This window comes from Kluyvera sichuanensis (assembly GCF_040930405.1).
In the GTDB taxonomy this organism is placed as follows: Bacteria; Pseudomonadota; Gammaproteobacteria; order Enterobacterales; family Enterobacteriaceae; genus Kluyvera; species Kluyvera sichuanensis.
Map to the genome: position 1 here is coordinate 3,985,491 of NZ_CP162271.1, position 15,095 is coordinate 4,000,585.

The 15,095-nt window shown below is 51.1% G+C and carries 11 protein-coding genes, 5 tRNA genes and 3 rRNA genes; 18 read left to right on the forward strand and 1 reads right to left on the reverse strand.

Translation table 11 applies throughout. The features are described 5' to 3' along the window. Positions 1–7 precede the first annotated feature (7 nt). From hemG to birA, 7 genes are all read left to right on the forward strand, one after another. Positions 8–541 carry a menaquinone-dependent protoporphyrinogen IX dehydrogenase gene (hemG, locus tag AB2B48_RS19150; protein WP_185669735.1) on the forward strand — a complete coding sequence of 178 codons (534 nt, stop codon included), beginning with the start codon at positions 8–10 and terminating at the stop codon, positions 539–541. Between the two features lie 387 nt (positions 542–928). Then, positions 929–2,468, forward strand: a 16S ribosomal RNA gene (locus AB2B48_RS19155). 85 nt (positions 2,469–2,553) lie between these two features. Then, a tRNA-Glu gene (locus AB2B48_RS19160) sits at positions 2,554–2,629 on the forward strand. A 221-nt stretch (positions 2,630–2,850) separates the two neighbouring features. After that, positions 2,851–5,758, forward strand: a 23S ribosomal RNA gene (locus AB2B48_RS19165). 96 nt (positions 5,759–5,854) lie between these two features. Continuing rightward, positions 5,855–5,970 (forward strand): 5S ribosomal RNA (gene rrf / locus AB2B48_RS19170). Together the 16S, 23S and 5S rRNA genes with 1 tRNA gene alongside form the textbook arrangement of a ribosomal RNA operon. Positions 5,971–6,165: 195 nt before the next feature. Then, entirely contained in the window at positions 6,166–7,194 is a 1,029-nt protein-coding gene (gene murB / locus AB2B48_RS19175) for a UDP-N-acetylmuramate dehydrogenase (protein WP_185669944.1), read from the forward strand. Continuing rightward, the gene (gene birA / locus AB2B48_RS19180) at positions 7,191–8,153 is read left to right on the forward strand and encodes a bifunctional biotin--[acetyl-CoA-carboxylase] ligase/biotin operon repressor BirA (RefSeq protein WP_368299866.1); all 963 of its coding nucleotides are present in this window, start codon (positions 7,191–7,193) and stop codon (positions 8,151–8,153) included. The genes murB and birA overlap by 4 nt, the downstream gene beginning before the upstream one ends. A 36-nt stretch (positions 8,154–8,189) precedes the next feature. Here birA and coaA read toward each other — a convergent pair whose 3' ends face one another. Continuing rightward, positions 8,190–9,140, reverse strand: a complete 951-nt coding sequence (coaA, locus tag AB2B48_RS19185; protein ID WP_220439817.1) for a type I pantothenate kinase — start codon at positions 9,138–9,140, stop codon at positions 8,190–8,192. A gap of 413 nt (positions 9,141–9,553) precedes the next feature. Between coaA and AB2B48_RS19190 the strand changes: the two genes are divergently transcribed. The 11 genes from AB2B48_RS19190 (at position 9,554) to rplL (ending at position 14,970) form a co-directional block, all read left to right on the forward strand. Next, a tRNA-Thr gene (locus AB2B48_RS19190) sits at positions 9,554–9,629 on the forward strand. Between the two features lie 10 nt (positions 9,630–9,639). After that, positions 9,640–9,724: transfer RNA gene (locus tag AB2B48_RS19195), tRNA-Tyr, on the forward strand. Between the two features lie 119 nt (positions 9,725–9,843). Continuing rightward, positions 9,844–9,918 (forward strand) — tRNA-Gly (locus AB2B48_RS19200). A gap of 5 nt (positions 9,919–9,923) precedes the next feature. Further along, a tRNA-Thr gene (locus AB2B48_RS19205) sits at positions 9,924–9,999 on the forward strand. 116 nt (positions 10,000–10,115) lie between these two features. Next, on the forward strand, positions 10,116–11,300 hold the full coding sequence (gene tuf / locus AB2B48_RS19210; RefSeq protein ID WP_115074753.1) for an elongation factor Tu: 1,185 nt from the start codon (positions 10,116–10,118) through the stop codon (positions 11,298–11,300). A gap of 222 nt (positions 11,301–11,522) precedes the next feature. Next, entirely contained in the window at positions 11,523–11,906 is a 384-nt protein-coding gene (secE, locus tag AB2B48_RS19215) for a preprotein translocase subunit SecE (RefSeq protein ID WP_035895925.1), read from the forward strand. Position 11,907: 1 nt separating this feature from the next. Then, positions 11,908–12,453, forward strand: a complete 546-nt coding sequence (gene nusG, locus AB2B48_RS19220) for a transcription termination/antitermination protein NusG (protein ID WP_002438628.1) — start codon at positions 11,908–11,910, stop codon at positions 12,451–12,453. 159 nt (positions 12,454–12,612) lie between these two features. After that, positions 12,613–13,041: a 50S ribosomal protein L11 gene (gene rplK, locus AB2B48_RS19225; RefSeq protein ID WP_012133815.1), complete on the forward strand. Its 429-nt coding sequence runs from the start codon at positions 12,613–12,615 to the stop codon at positions 13,039–13,041. A 3-nt stretch (positions 13,042–13,044) separates the two neighbouring features. Next, a complete protein-coding gene (rplA, locus tag AB2B48_RS19230) occupies positions 13,045–13,749 on the forward strand; it encodes a 50S ribosomal protein L1 (RefSeq protein WP_035895924.1) in 705 nt (234 codons plus the stop codon). A 291-nt stretch (positions 13,750–14,040) separates the two neighbouring features. After that, complete coding sequence (gene rplJ, locus AB2B48_RS19235; protein ID WP_185669941.1) at positions 14,041–14,538, forward strand: 50S ribosomal protein L10; 498 nt, start codon at positions 14,041–14,043, stop codon at positions 14,536–14,538. A gap of 66 nt (positions 14,539–14,604) precedes the next feature. Beyond that, positions 14,605–14,970 carry a 50S ribosomal protein L7/L12 gene (rplL, locus tag AB2B48_RS19240; protein ID WP_006176746.1) on the forward strand — a complete coding sequence of 122 codons (366 nt, stop codon included), beginning with the start codon at positions 14,605–14,607 and terminating at the stop codon, positions 14,968–14,970. The last annotated feature ends 125 nt before the right edge of the window (positions 14,971–15,095 follow it).

A 15,095-nucleotide genomic window follows, 5' to 3' on the forward strand; every position in this document is an offset into this window, starting at 1 on the left:
GTCAGCGTTGAAAACATTAATGCTTTTTTCTACCCGTGATGGGCAGACGCGTGAAATCGCAGCCTATCTCTGCTCGCAGCTGAGCGAGCAGGGGATTGATACCGCGATGGTGAACCTGAACCGTACGGAAAGTATTGATTGGCAGCTGTATGACCGGGTAGTGATTGGCGCTTCGATTCGCTACGGTCATTTCCATCCTGCGCTCGACCGTTTTGTTAAAAAACACACTGCGGCGCTGCAGGCAATACCGAGTGCGTTTTTCGCCGTAAACCTGGTGGCGCGTAAACCAGAGAAGCGTTCTCCGCAGACCAACAGTTACACGCGCAAGTTCCTGCTGCGTTCTCCGTGGCAGCCAGATGCCTGTGGCGTGTTCGCAGGCGCACTGAGATATCCTCGCTACCGCTGGTTTGACCGCGTGATGATTCGCCTCATTATGAAGATGACCGGTGGTGAAACGGATACCAGTAAAGAAGTGGTGTATACCGACTGGGAGCAGGTGGCCGGTTTTGCCAAAGAAATCGCGCAACTTTCGCGCAAATAGGGTGCTAATTCGGCGCATTGCCTGGAAATTGAGCGAACGAAAAGTTTTTTCAGAATTATGCTTGCGGGATCTCAATTACTCCCTATAATGCGGCCCCACTGAGACGGAACAACGGCAAACAAGCCGCCGGGTCAGCGAGGTTCTCCTGAGAATCTCGACAGAGAAAAGCGAAATTAAATGCTTGACTCTGAAAGAGGAAAGCGTAATATACGCCACCTCGCAACAGTGAGCGAAAGCCGTGTTGCACTGCTCTTTAACAATTTATCAGACAATCTGTGTGGGCACTCGAAGATACGGATTCTTAACGTCGCAAGACGATAAATGAATACCAAGTCTCTGAGTGAACACGTAATTCATTACGAAGTTTAATTCACGAGCATCAAACTTAAATTGAAGAGTTTGATCATGGCTCAGATTGAACGCTGGCGGCAGGCCTAACACATGCAAGTCGAACGGTAGCACAGAGAGCTTGCTCTTGGGTGACGAGTGGCGGACGGGTGAGTAATGTCTGGGAAACTGCCCGATGGAGGGGGATAACTACTGGAAACGGTAGCTAATACCGCATAACGTCGCAAGACCAAAGTGGGGGACCTTCGGGCCTCACACCATCGGATGTGCCCAGATGGGATTAGCTAGTTGGTGAGGTAATGGCTCACCAAGGCGACGATCCCTAGCTGGTCTGAGAGGATGACCAGCCACACTGGAACTGAGACACGGTCCAGACTCCTACGGGAGGCAGCAGTGGGGAATATTGCACAATGGGCGCAAGCCTGATGCAGCCATGCCGCGTGTATGAAGAAGGCCTTCGGGTTGTAAAGTACTTTCAGCGAGGAGGAAGGCGTTAAGGTTAATAACCTTAGCGATTGACGTTACTCGCAGAAGAAGCACCGGCTAACTCCGTGCCAGCAGCCGCGGTAATACGGAGGGTGCAAGCGTTAATCGGAATTACTGGGCGTAAAGCGCACGCAGGCGGTCTGTCAAGTCGGATGTGAAATCCCCGGGCTCAACCTGGGAACTGCATTCGAAACTGGCAGGCTAGAGTCTTGTAGAGGGGGGTAGAATTCCAGGTGTAGCGGTGAAATGCGTAGAGATCTGGAGGAATACCGGTGGCGAAGGCGGCCCCCTGGACAAAGACTGACGCTCAGGTGCGAAAGCGTGGGGAGCAAACAGGATTAGATACCCTGGTAGTCCACGCCGTAAACGATGTCTATTTGAAGGTTGTTCCCTTGAGGAGTGGCTTTCGGAGCTAACGCGTTAAATAGACCGCCTGGGGAGTACGGCCGCAAGGTTAAAACTCAAATGAATTGACGGGGGCCCGCACAAGCGGTGGAGCATGTGGTTTAATTCGATGCAACGCGAAGAACCTTACCTACTCTTGACATCCAGAGAACTTAGCAGAGATGCTTTGGTGCCTTCGGGAACTCTGAGACAGGTGCTGCATGGCTGTCGTCAGCTCGTGTTGTGAAATGTTGGGTTAAGTCCCGCAACGAGCGCAACCCTTATCCTTTGTTGCCAGCGGTTCGGCCGGGAACTCAAAGGAGACTGCCAGTGATAAACTGGAGGAAGGTGGGGATGACGTCAAGTCATCATGGCCCTTACGAGTAGGGCTACACACGTGCTACAATGGCATATACAAAGAGAAGCGACCTCGCGAGAGCAAGCGGACCTCATAAAGTATGTCGTAGTCCGGATTGGAGTCTGCAACTCGACTCCATGAAGTCGGAATCGCTAGTAATCGTAGATCAGAATGCTACGGTGAATACGTTCCCGGGCCTTGTACACACCGCCCGTCACACCATGGGAGTGGGTTGCAAAAGAAGTAGGTAGCTTAACCTTCGGGAGGGCGCTTACCACTTTGTGATTCATGACTGGGGTGAAGTCGTAACAAGGTAACCGTAGGGGAACCTGCGGTTGGATCACCTCCTTACCTTAAAGAAACGTTCTTTGAAGTGCTCACACAGATTGTCTGATGAAAAGTAAATAGCAAGGCGTCTTGCGATTGAGACTTCAGTGTCCCCTTCGTCTAGAGGCCCAGGACACCGCCCTTTCACGGCGGTAACAGGGGTTCGAATCCCCTAGGGGACGCCACTTGCTGGTTTGTGTGAGTGAAAGTCGCCGACCCCAATATCTCAAAACTTACCTTCGGGTGACGTTTGAGATATTTGCTCTTTAAAAATCTGGATCAAGCTGAAAATTGAAACAGCACACTGAACTCTGTTCTCCGTAATAAGAACAGACTGAGGTGTGTTTGAGTCTCTCAAATTTTTGCGACACGATGATGAATCGAAAGAAACATCTTCGGGTTGTGAGGTTAAGCGACTAAGCGTACACGGTGGATGCCCTGGCAGTCAGAGGCGATGAAGGACGTGCTAATCTGCGATAAGCGTCGGTAAGGTGATATGAACCGTTATAACCGACGATTTCCGAATGGGGAAACCCAGTGTGATTCGTCACACTATCATTACGTGAATACATAGCGTAATGAAGCGAACCGGGGGAACTGAAACATCTAAGTACCCCGAGGAAAAGAAATCAACCGAGATTCCCCCAGTAGCGGCGAGCGAACGGGGAGCAGCCCAGAGCCTGAATCAGCATGTGTGATAGTGGAACGGTATGGAAAGGCCGGCGATACAGGGTGATAGCCCCGTACACAAAATTGCATGTGTTGTGAGCTCGATGAGTAGGGCGGGACACGTGGTATCCTGTCTGAATATGGGGGGACCATCCTCCAAGGCTAAATACTCCTGACTGACCGATAGTGAACCAGTACCGTGAGGGAAAGGCGAAAAGAACCCCGGCGAGGGGAGTGAAAAAGAACCTGAAACCGTGTACGTACAAGCAGTGGGAGCATCCTTCGGGGTGTGACTGCGTACCTTTTGTATAATGGGTCAGCGACTTATATTCTGTAGCAAGGTTAACCGAATAGGGGAGCCGCAGGGAAACCGAGTCTTAACTGGGCGTTAAGTTGCAGGGTATAGACCCGAAACCCGGTGATCTAGCCATGGGCAGGTTGAAGGTTGGGTAACACTAACTGGAGGACCGAACCGACTAATGTTGAAAAATTAGCGGATGACTTGTGGCTGGGGGTGAAAGGCCAATCAAACCGGGAGATAGCTGGTTCTCCCCGAAAGCTATTTAGGTAGCGCCTCGTGAACTCATCTTCGGGGGTAGAGCACTGTTTCGGCTAGGGGGTCATCCCGACTTACCAACCCGATGCAAACTACGAATACCGAAGAATGTTATCACGGGAGACACACGGCGGGTGCTAACGTCCGTCGTGAAGAGGGAAACAACCCAGACCGCCAGCTAAGGTCCCAAAGTCACAGTTAAGTGGGAAACGATGTGGGAAGGCTCAGACAGCCAGGATGTTGGCTTAGAAGCAGCCATCATTTAAAGAAAGCGTAATAGCTCACTGGTCGAGTCGGCCTGCGCGGAAGATGTAACGGGGCTAAACTGTGCACCGAAGCTGCGGCAGCGACACTATGTGTTGTTGGGTAGGGGAGCGTTCTGTAAGCCTGCGAAGGTGTCTCGTGAGGGATGCTGGAGGTATCAGAAGTGCGAATGCTGACATAAGTAACGATAATGCGGGTGAAAAACCCGCACGCCGGAAGACCAAGGGTTCCTGTCCAACGTTAATCGGGGCAGGGTGAGTCGACCCCTAAGGCGAGGCCGAAAGGCGTAGTCGATGGGAAACAGGTTAATATTCCTGTACTTGGTGTTACTGCGAAGGGGGGACGGAGAAGGCTATGTTAGCCGGGCGACGGTTGTCCCGGTTTAAGCATGTAGGCGGGCGTTTTAGGTAAATCCGGAACGCTATTAACGCTGAGGTGTGATGACGAGGCACTACGGTGCTGAAGTAACAAATGCCCTGCTTCCAGGAAAAGCCTCTAAGCATCAGGTAACATCAAATCGTACCCCAAACCGACACAGGTGGTCAGGTAGAGAATACCAAGGCGCTTGAGAGAACTCGGGTGAAGGAACTAGGCAAAATGGTGCCGTAACTTCGGGAGAAGGCACGCTGATACGTAGGTGAAGTGATTTACTCATGGAGCTGAAATCAGTCGAAGATACCAGCTGGCTGCAACTGTTTATTAAAAACACAGCACTGTGCAAACACGAAAGTGGACGTATACGGTGTGACGCCTGCCCGGTGCCGGAAGGTTAATTGATGGGGTTAGCGGCAACGCGAAGCTCTTGATCGAAGCCCCGGTAAACGGCGGCCGTAACTATAACGGTCCTAAGGTAGCGAAATTCCTTGTCGGGTAAGTTCCGACCTGCACGAATGGCGTAATGATGGCCAGGCTGTCTCCACCCGAGACTCAGTGAAATTGAACTCGCTGTGAAGATGCAGTGTACCCGCGGCAAGACGGAAAGACCCCGTGAACCTTTACTATAGCTTGACACTGAACACTGGTCCTTGATGTGTAGGATAGGTGGGAGGCTTTGAAGTGTGGACGCCAGTTCGCATGGAGCCAACCTTGAAATACCACCCTTTAATGGCTGGTGTTCTAACGTAGACCCGTAATCCGGGTTGCGGACAGTGTCTGGTGGGTAGTTTGACTGGGGCGGTCTCCTCCTAAAGAGTAACGGAGGAGCACGAAGGTTAGCTAATCCTGGTCGGACATCAGGAGGTTAGTGCAAAGGCATAAGCTAGCTTGACTGCGAGAGTGACGGCTCGAGCAGGTGCGAAAGCAGGTCTTAGTGATCCGGTGGTTCTGTATGGAAGGGCCATCGCTCAACGGATAAAAGGTACTCCGGGGATAACAGGCTGATACCGCCCAAGAGTTCATATCGACGGCGGTGTTTGGCACCTCGATGTCGGCTCATCACATCCTGGGGCTGAAGTAGGTCCCAAGGGTATGGCTGTTCGCCATTTAAAGTGGTACGCGAGCTGGGTTTAGAACGTCGTGAGACAGTTCGGTCCCTATCTGCCGTGGGCGCTGGAGAATTGAGGGGGGCTGCTCCTAGTACGAGAGGACCGGAGTGGACGCATCACTGGTGTTCGGGTTGTCATGCCAATGGCATTGCCCGGTAGCTAAATGCGGAAAAGATAAGTGCTGAAAGCATCTAAGCACGAAACTTGCCCCAAGATGAGTTCTCCCTGACTCTTTGAGAGTCCTGAAGGAACGTTGAAGACGACGACGTTGATAGGCTGGGTGTGTAAGCGTAGCGATACGTTGAGCTAACCAGTACTAATGAACCGTGAGGCTTAACCTTACAACGCCGAAGATGTTTTGGCGAAAGAGACATCGATATTCAGCTTGATTACAGATTACATCAGAACGCGAAAAGCGGTCTGATAAACAGAATTTGCCTGGCGGCTGTAGCGCGGTGGTCCCACCTGACCCCATGCCGAACTCAGAAGTGAAACGCCGTAGCGCCGATGGTAGTGTGGGGTCTCCCCATGCGAGAGTAGGGAACTGCCAGGCATCAATTAAGTGAAGAAGCTCATCCTGACGGATGGGCTTTTTTGCGTCTGCGGAAAATAAAAGTGTGGTGAATATCCCGGGGTCACTCCGTTCGCCCGGGCTACATTATTATGCCGCCTCCCCCTCTATATAACCGCAAGCCTTCCCCGAGCAGATACGGTAAACTATCGTCGATTCAGCATCAGGAAAGCAGCTATGACCCACTCCCTAAAACCCTGGAACACCTTCGGCATTGACCATTGTGCAAAGCACATCGTATGCGCTGAAAATGAACAACAATTACTGAGCGCCTGGCAGCACTCTACTCGTGAAGGGCTGCCTGTTATGATCCTGGGTGAAGGAAGTAACGTCCTGTTTCTGGAAGATTATTCCGGCACGGTGATCCTTAACCGCCTGAAAGGTATCGAGGTGAGCGAAACGGCTGATGCATGGCATCTGCACGTTGGCGCGGGGGAAAACTGGCATAGTCTGGTGCGTTATGCGCTGGATAACGGTATGCCTGGCCTTGAAAACCTAGCGCTTATTCCTGGCTGTGCGGGGTCATCCCCAATTCAGAACATCGGCGCCTACGGCGTTGAACTGCAGCATGTCTGTGAATATGTCGATTGCATCGAATTGGTAAGCGGTGAACGTCAGCGCCTTAGTGCGGAAGAGTGTCAGTTTGGCTATCGTGACAGTATCTTTAAGCACGATTATCAGGATCGTTTTGCGATTGTTGCCGTAGGCTTCCGACTGGCAAAAGCGTGGAAACCGGTGCTTACGTACGGCGATCTTACGCGACTTGATCCGAAAACAGTGACTCCGCGTGAAGTGTTCGACTCCGTTTGCCACATGCGCATGACTAAGTTGCCGGATCCAAAGATCAACGGTAACGCGGGTAGCTTCTTTAAGAACCCGGTAGTGAGCGCCGGCTATGCCGAAGCGCTGCTGACGAACTTCCCGAAAGCGCCGCATTATCCGCAGGCGGACGGCAGCGTTAAGCTGGCTGCAGGATGGCTTATCGATCAGTGTCAGCTAAAGGGTCATATTGAGGGCGGTGCTGCTGTTCATCAACAACAGGCGCTGGTACTGGTTAACGTCGACCATGCGCAGAGTAGCGATGTGGTTAAGCTAGCGCACCATGTCCGCCAGCAGGTGGGCGACAAATTTAACGTCTGGCTTGAGCCTGAAGTCCGTTTTATCGGACGCGCAGGTGAAGTGAGTGCGGTTGAGGTAATCAAATGAAAGACAATACGGTGCCATTAACGCTCATCTCTCTGCTGGCCGACGGTGATTTCCACTCCGGCGAGCAGTTGGGCGAGACGCTTGGCATGAGCCGCGCGGCGATCAACAAACATATCCAGACCTTACGTGACTGGGGTGTTGATGTCTTTACCGTACCTGGCAAAGGGTACTGCCTGCCGGAGCCAATTCAATTACTGGAAGCAGAGCGCATTCGCCAGGCTGTCGACTACGGTGACGTATCAGTACTCCCGGTTATCGACTCCACGAACCAATATCTACTCGACCGCATTAGTGAATTGAAATCCGGCGATGCCTGTGTTGCGGAATACCAGCAGGCAGGTCGAGGCCGTCGTGGCCGTAAGTGGTTCTCACCGTTTGGGGCGAACCTCTATCTCTCCATGTACTGGCGCTTAGAGCAGGGGCCGGCAGCGGCGATTGGCCTGAGCCTGGTGATTGGTATCATCATGGCGGAAGTATTACAGAGCCTGGGCGCCGATAAGGTACGGGTGAAGTGGCCAAACGATCTTTATCTGAATGACCGCAAACTGGCCGGCATTCTGGTCGAGCTAACCGGTAAAACCGGTGATGCCGCGCAGATTGTTATTGGTGCCGGGATTAACCTGGTCATGCGACGCGTTGAAAACGATGTGATTAATCAAGGTTGGATCAACCTACATGAAGCCGGCATCGTTATCGACCGCAACGTGCTGGCAGCGCGCTTGATTAACGCACTGCACGACGCCTTGCACCTCTTCGAACAGGAAGGGCTAGCGCCTTATCTTTCTCGCTGGGATAAATTAGATAACTTTATAAATCGCCCGGTTAAGTTAATTATCGGCGATAAAGAGATATTTGGTATTTCTCGCGGCATTGATACGCAAGGGGCATTATTGCTGGAGCAGGACGGGGTGATAAAACCCTGGATGGGCGGCGAAATTTCGCTGCGTAGCGCAGAATAAAAAAGGGAGCTTCGGCTCCCTTTTCTTTTATCACGATTATTTCCGCAGACGAACCTGCTCAACGGAGTGGTTGGCGCTTTTGGTCAGGATCAGACTCGCGCGCTCACGCGTTGGTAAGATATTCTCGTTTAAATTTATGAGGTTAATCTCATTCCATAATGACGTGGCCACGTTAACCGCCTCTTCTTCAGAAAGCTGGGCATAGTTATGGAAATAAGAATCTGGGTCGGTAAATGCACCTTCACGGAATTTCAGGAAACGGTTGATATACCAGGACTGTAATAGCTTCTCAGGGGCATCAACATAAATAGAGAAATCAACGAAGTCAGAAACAAATACATGATGCGGATCGTGTGGATAGTCCATTCCGCTCTGCAGCACGTTAAGTCCTTCGAGAATTAATATATCTGGATGGGTAACCGTTTTATCACCGTCAGGAATAACATCATAAATAAGATGGGAATAGACCGGTGCGGTGACGTCGGGCACCCCTGACTTCAGGTCAGAGACAAACTTCACCAGACGATGCATATCGTACGATTGCGGGAAGCCTTTCTTCTTCATCAGCCCGCGCTCTTTCAACACCTCATTTGGATGCAGGAAGCCATCGGTGGTGATGAGTTCAACGCGGCGATGTTCGGGCCAGCGGCTCAGCAACGCCTGCAGTACGCGTGCGGTCGTGCTTTTACCTACCGCCACGCTGCCAGCGATACTAATGATATAAGGAATACGCTGGCCGTTGGTGCCAAGGAACTGCTCCAGCACCGCCTGACGACGCAGGTTAGAACTAATATAGAAGTTCAGTAAACGTGACAAAGGCAAATAGATCTCCGCCACTTCCTCCAGCGACAGATCTTCGTTGATACCTTTTAAGCGTGTAATTTCGCCTTCAGTCAGGGTCATAGGCACGGAATCGCGCAGCGCCGCCCACTGGCTACGATTGAACTGTAGATAAGGTGTCATTAACGTTTGCTCTTGTTTTCTCATAAGCATGTTCTGGCTGCCACGCTGATAACACGCGACGCTTCACATTCAGTTAATCAGGACAATGGGCAGGAGGTTAACACCAGATGGAATATAAAAAGAAGAAAAAATCCAAATGAGTGGTGCTTTCGTGAGAAAACCCCGGAGTTTGTTGCCAACTTAACCGGTGGGCGTAAGTAATAGGTGATAGTAAAGAAGCACAGCTGCTAATGACGACAGGTAGTCTGGCATTCGCGGGCATGAAATAGCATTGGCAAGCCACAGAGAATAGAGAGAATTGCGCTATTTTTGTTCATGAAAGTACCGTTTTGCTGAGTTTTTACGCTTGAGTGCACAAAACATGAGCGATAGAACATTTTATGCAAATTTTTAGTTGCATGTCGCCGCAGGTCTCCATAGAATGCGCGCTACTTGATGCCGACTTAGCTCAGTAGGTAGAGCAACTGACTTGTAATCAGTAGGTCACCAGTTCGATTCCGGTAGTCGGCACCATCAAGTACCTGGTGGGGTTCCCGAGCGGCCAAAGGGAGCAGACTGTAAATCTGCCGTCACAGACTTCGAAGGTTCGAATCCTTCCCCCACCACCACTTTCCGGCTAAGCATTGCGAAGCCAGAGTTGGTCGGTAAAATGACGAACTCAAACAAAGAAAAGAGAGCAATCTCTTTTTTTTGGCACAGAAAGAACTGGGTAGCCGAGTTTTAGGATGCGGGCATCGTATAATGGCTATTACCTCAGCCTTCCAAGCTGATGATGCGGGTTCGATTCCCGCTGCCCGCTCCAGACGTGCTGATATGGCTCAGTTGGTAGAGCGCACCCTTGGTAAGGGTGAGGTCCCCAGTTCGACTCTGGGTATCAGCACCACTTCTCTTCTCCCTCCCGTTTCTCTCTGTTTAAATTAATGCATTCAACATTTCAGGCGTTTTGTCTGGTTGATGTGGTGATATCACCGATTTATCCGTGTATTAGAGGGACTATCGATGTCTAAAGAAAAATTTGAACGTACCAAACCGCACGTCAACGTCGGTACTATCGGCCACGTTGACCATGGTAAAACTACCCTGACTGCTGCAATCACTACCGTACTGGCTAAAACCTACGGCGGTGCTGCTCGTGCTTTCGACCAGATCGATAACGCACCAGAAGAAAAAGCTCGTGGTATCACCATCAACACTTCCCACGTTGAATATGATACCCCGACTCGCCACTACGCACACGTAGACTGCCCAGGCCACGCCGACTATGTTAAAAACATGATCACCGGTGCTGCGCAGATGGACGGCGCGATCCTGGTTGTTGCTGCGACTGATGGCCCTATGCCACAGACTCGTGAGCACATCCTGCTGGGTCGTCAGGTAGGCGTTCCTTACATCATCGTGTTCCTGAACAAATGCGACATGGTTGATGACGAAGAGCTGCTGGAACTGGTTGAAATGGAAGTTCGTGAACTTCTGTCTCAGTACGACTTCCCAGGCGACGATACCCCAATCATCCGTGGTTCTGCTCTGAAAGCGCTGGAAGGCGACGCAGAGTGGGAAGCGAAAATCATCGAACTGGCTGGCTTCCTGGATTCTTACATCCCAGAACCAGAACGTGCTATCGACAAGCCGTTCCTGCTGCCAATCGAAGACGTATTCTCCATCTCCGGTCGTGGTACCGTTGTTACCGGTCGTGTAGAGCGCGGTATCATCAAAGTTGGTGAAGAAGTTGAAATCGTTGGTATCAAAGACACTGCTAAGTCTACCTGTACCGGCGTTGAAATGTTCCGCAAACTGCTGGACGAAGGCCGTGCTGGTGAGAACGTTGGTGTTCTGCTGCGTGGTATCAAACGTGAAGAAATCGAACGTGGTCAGGTTCTGGCTAAGCCAGGCTCTATCAAGCCGCACACCAAGTTCGAATCTGAAGTGTACATTCTGTCCAAAGACGAAGGCGGCCGTCATACTCCGTTCTTCAAAGGCTACCGTCCACAGTTCTACTTCCGTACTACTGACGTGACCGGTACCATCGAACTGCCAGAAGGCGTTGAGATGGTAATGCCAGGCGACAACATCAAGATGGTTGTGACTCTGATCCACCCAATCGCGATGGACGATGGCCTGCGTTTCGCAATCCGTGAAGGCGGTCGTACCGTTGGCGCGGGCGTTGTTGCCAAAGTAATGAGCTAATTGCTGATAACATTTGACGCAATGCGCAATAAAAGGGCATCATTTGATGCCCTTTTTGTACGCTGTCGAACCAGAACCTGGCTCATCAGTGATTATTTTTGCCATAATCATTGCTGAGACAGGCTCTGTAGAGGGCGTTTAGTCCGAAACTTACTTTCGGTTTGGATCGCCTCGCTCCCGCGGGGTGGAAATGTTTGTAGAATACTTCTGACAGGTTGGTTTATGAGTGCGAATACCGAAGCTCAAGGGAGCGGGCGCGGCCTGGAAGCGATGAAGTGGGTAGCTGTTGCCGTATTGCTTATCGTGGCAATTGTGGGCAACTACCTCTATCGCGACATGATGCTGCCGCTGCGTGCGCTGGCCGTAGTAATTATTATTGCTGCAGCGGGTGGTGTCGCGCTGTTGACGACGAAAGGCAAAGCGACCGTTGCGTTTGCGCGTGAAGCGAGAACGGAAGTTCGTAAGGTGATTTGGCCGACTCGCCAGGAAACGCTGCACACTACGCTGATCGTTGCTGCGGTCACTGCGGTAATGTCACTGATCCTGTGGGGACTGGATGGTATTCTGGTTCGCCTGGTATCCTTTATCACTGGCCTGAGGTTCTAAGATGTCTGAAGCACCTAAAAAGCGTTGGTACGTCGTTCAGGCGTTTTCCGGTTTTGAAGGCCGTGTAGCCACTTCGCTGCGCGAGCATATCAAATTACACAACATGGAAGAGCTGTTTGGCGAAGTCATGGTTCCGACCGAAGAAGTGGTCGAAATTCGTGGCGGCCAGCGTCGCAAGAGCGAGCGCAAATTCTTCCCAGGCTACGTGTTAGTTCAGATGGTGATGAACGACGCGAGCTGGCACCTGGTGCGTAGCGTTCCGCGCGTAATGGGCTTTATCGGCGGTACCTCTGACCGTCCGGCGCCAATCAGCGACAAAGAAGTTGATGCGATTATGAACCGCCTGCAGCAGGTTGGTGATAAGCCGCGTCCGAAAACGCTGTTTGAACCGGGTGAAATGGTTCGCGTTAGCGACGGTCCATTCGCTGACTTCAACGGTGTGGTTGAAGAAGTGGATTACGAGAAGTCTCGCCTGAAAGTTTCCGTCTCTATCTTCGGTCGTGCGACCCCGGTAGAACTGGACTTTGCTCAGGTAGAGAAAGCGTAAGGCTGCGATCAAAAAAGCATCGATCTAATCGTTGCATAGGGCGCGAAATTGACATACAATTTCGCGCCTTTTGTTTTTATGGGCGCATGCCTGTAAAACGAATTTTTATATCACGGGGAGCCTCTTAGAGGCGCTATCACCCACATTGAGGATTTTAGAATGGCTAAGAAAGTCCAAGCCTACGTTAAGCTGCAGGTTGCAGCTGGTATGGCAAACCCAAGTCCACCAGTTGGTCCAGCTCTGGGTCAGCAGGGTGTGAACATCATGGAATTCTGCAAAGCGTTCAACGCAAAAACTGATTCCATCGAAAAAGGTCTGCCAATTCCGGTTGTTATCACCGTTTACGCTGACCGTTCTTTCACCTTCATTACCAAAACGCCTCCAGCAGCAGTTCTGCTGAAAAAAGCAGCTGGTATTAAGTCTGGTTCCGGTAAGCCGAACAAAGACAAAGTTGGTAAAATTTCCCGCGCTCAGCTGCAGGAAATCGCGCAGACCAAAGCTGCCGACATGACTGGCGCCGACATTGAAGCGATGACTCGCTCAATCGAAGGTACTGCACGTTCCATGGGCCTGGTAGTGGAGGATTAAGAAATGGCTAAACTGACCAAGCGTATGCGCGTGATCCGTGACAAAGTTGATGCTACCAAGCAGTACGACATCAACGAAGCTATTGCTCTGCTGAAAGAGCTGGCCACTGCTAAGTTCAACGAAAGCGTTGACGTTGCCGTTAACCTCGGTATCGACGCTCGTAAATCTGACCAGAACGTACGTGGTGCAACTGTACTGCCACACGGTACTGGCCGTTCCGTTCGCGTTGCCGTATTTACCCAGGGCCCTAACGCTGAAGCGGCTAAAGCTGCTGGCGCAGAGCTGGTAGGTATGGAAGATCTGGCTGACCTGATCAAAAAAGGCGAAATGAACTTCGACGTTGTTATCGCATCTCCAGATGCAATGCGCGTTGTTGGCCAGCTGGGCCAGGTTCTGGGCCCACGTGGTCTGATGCCAAACCCGAAAGTTGGTACTGTAACTCCTAACGTTGCTGAAGCGGTTAAGAACGCTAAAGCTGGTCAGGTTCGTTATCGTAACGACAAAAACGGCATCATCCACACCACCATCGGTAAAGTGGACTTTGACGCTGACAAACTGAAAGAAAACCTGGAATCTCTGCTGGTTGCGCTGAAAAAAGCAAAACCAACTCAGGCGAAAGGCGTGTACATCAAGAAAGTTAGCATCTCCACCACCATGGGTGCAGGTGTTGCAGTTGACCAGGCTGGCCTGAGCGCTGCTGCAAACTAATGCCTTTACGTGGGCGGTGATTTTGTCTACAATCTTACCCCCACGTTTGCTAACAAAAGTTAGCGGCTAAAAGATTTGTTCGTTGGAGCCTGGCCTAATCCAGGCCTCCGTCGAAGACCGCAGGTGTTTCGCAAGAAACTTAATGCCCTGCGTAGACGGTGACAGAACGCTAAGATTATTTTTGGATACTCTGGCTTGTTTCTGCTCACCGTATTAAGACGCTCTTCCCGTTGGGGAGAGTGAAGTGAGTTCCGGAACATGAGTTCCGGCAAACATCCAGGAGCAAAGCTAATGGCTTTAAATCTTCAAGACAAACAAGCGATTGTTGCTGAAGTCAGCGAAGTAGCCAAAGGCGCGCTGTCTGCAGTAGTTGCGGATTCCCGTGGCGTTACTGTAGATAAAATGACTGAACTGCGTAAAGCAGGTCGTGAAGCTGGCGTATACATGCGTGTTGTTCGTAACACCCTGCTGCGCCGCATCGTTGAAGGTACTCCATTCGAGTGCCTGAAAGACACGTTTGTTGGTCCGACCCTGATTGCATACTCTATGGAACACCCGGGCGCTGCTGCTCGTCTGTTCAAAGAGTTCGCGAAAGCGAATGCAAAATTTGAGGTCAAAGCCGCAGCCTTTGAAGGTGAGTTGATCACGGCATCGAACATCGATCGCCTGGCAACCCTGCCGACCTACGACGAAGCAATTGCACGCCTGATGGCAACCATGAAAGAAGCTTCGGCTGGCAAACTGGTTCGCACTCTGGCTGCTGTACGCGATGCGAAAGAAGCTGCTTAATCGCAGTCCTCTTTGTAAAGTATCTGCTTACGTATAAACTTATTCTGATTTTCAGGAACAATTTAAATGTCTATCACTAAAGATCAAATCATTGAAGCAGTTGCAGCTATGTCCGTAATGGACGTTGTAGAACTGATTTCTGCAATGGAAGAAAAATTCGGTGTTTCCGCTGCTGCTGCTGTAGCTGTAGCTGCTGGCCCGGCTGAAGCTGCTGAAGAAAAAACTGAATTCGACGTAATTCTGAAAGCTGCTGGCGCTAACAAAGTTGCTGTAATCAAAGCAGTACGTGGCGCAACTGGCCTGGGTCTGAAAGAAGCTAAAGACCTGGTAGAATCTGCTCCAGCCGCTCTGAAAGAAGGCGTGAGCAAAGATGACGCTGAAGCACTGAAAAAATCTCTGGAAGAAGCTGGCGCTGAAGTTGAAGTTAAATAAGCCAACTTTTCTAGTTGAAGCCTGAGAAATCAGGCCGATGGCTGGTGACTTTTTAGTCACCAGCCATTTTGCGCTGTATGGCGCCAGTAGCATTTCACACTGTTTGACTACTGGTTGTCCTGACA

What these genes read in the sequence shown, in the direction of transcription:
- murB (WP_185669944.1), top strand. Translation starts at nt 6,166, where the DNA reads ATGACCCACTCCCTAAAACCCTGGAACACCTTCGGCATTGACCATTGT.
- birA (WP_368299866.1), top strand. Translation starts at nt 7,191, where the DNA reads ATGAAAGACAATACGGTGCCATTAACGCTCATCTCTCTGCTGGCCGAC.
- coaA (WP_220439817.1), bottom strand. Translation starts at nt 9,140, where the DNA reads ATGAGAAAACAAGAGCAAACGTTAATGACACCTTATCTACAGTTCAAT.
- tuf (WP_115074753.1), top strand. Translation starts at nt 10,116, where the DNA reads ATGTCTAAAGAAAAATTTGAACGTACCAAACCGCACGTCAACGTCGGT.
- secE (WP_035895925.1), top strand. Translation starts at nt 11,523, where the DNA reads ATGAGTGCGAATACCGAAGCTCAAGGGAGCGGGCGCGGCCTGGAAGCG.
- nusG (WP_002438628.1), top strand. Translation starts at nt 11,908, where the DNA reads ATGTCTGAAGCACCTAAAAAGCGTTGGTACGTCGTTCAGGCGTTTTCC.
- rplK (WP_012133815.1), top strand. Translation starts at nt 12,613, where the DNA reads ATGGCTAAGAAAGTCCAAGCCTACGTTAAGCTGCAGGTTGCAGCTGGT.
- rplA (WP_035895924.1), top strand. Translation starts at nt 13,045, where the DNA reads ATGGCTAAACTGACCAAGCGTATGCGCGTGATCCGTGACAAAGTTGAT.
- rplJ (WP_185669941.1), top strand. Translation starts at nt 14,041, where the DNA reads ATGGCTTTAAATCTTCAAGACAAACAAGCGATTGTTGCTGAAGTCAGC.
- rplL (WP_006176746.1), top strand. Translation starts at nt 14,605, where the DNA reads ATGTCTATCACTAAAGATCAAATCATTGAAGCAGTTGCAGCTATGTCC.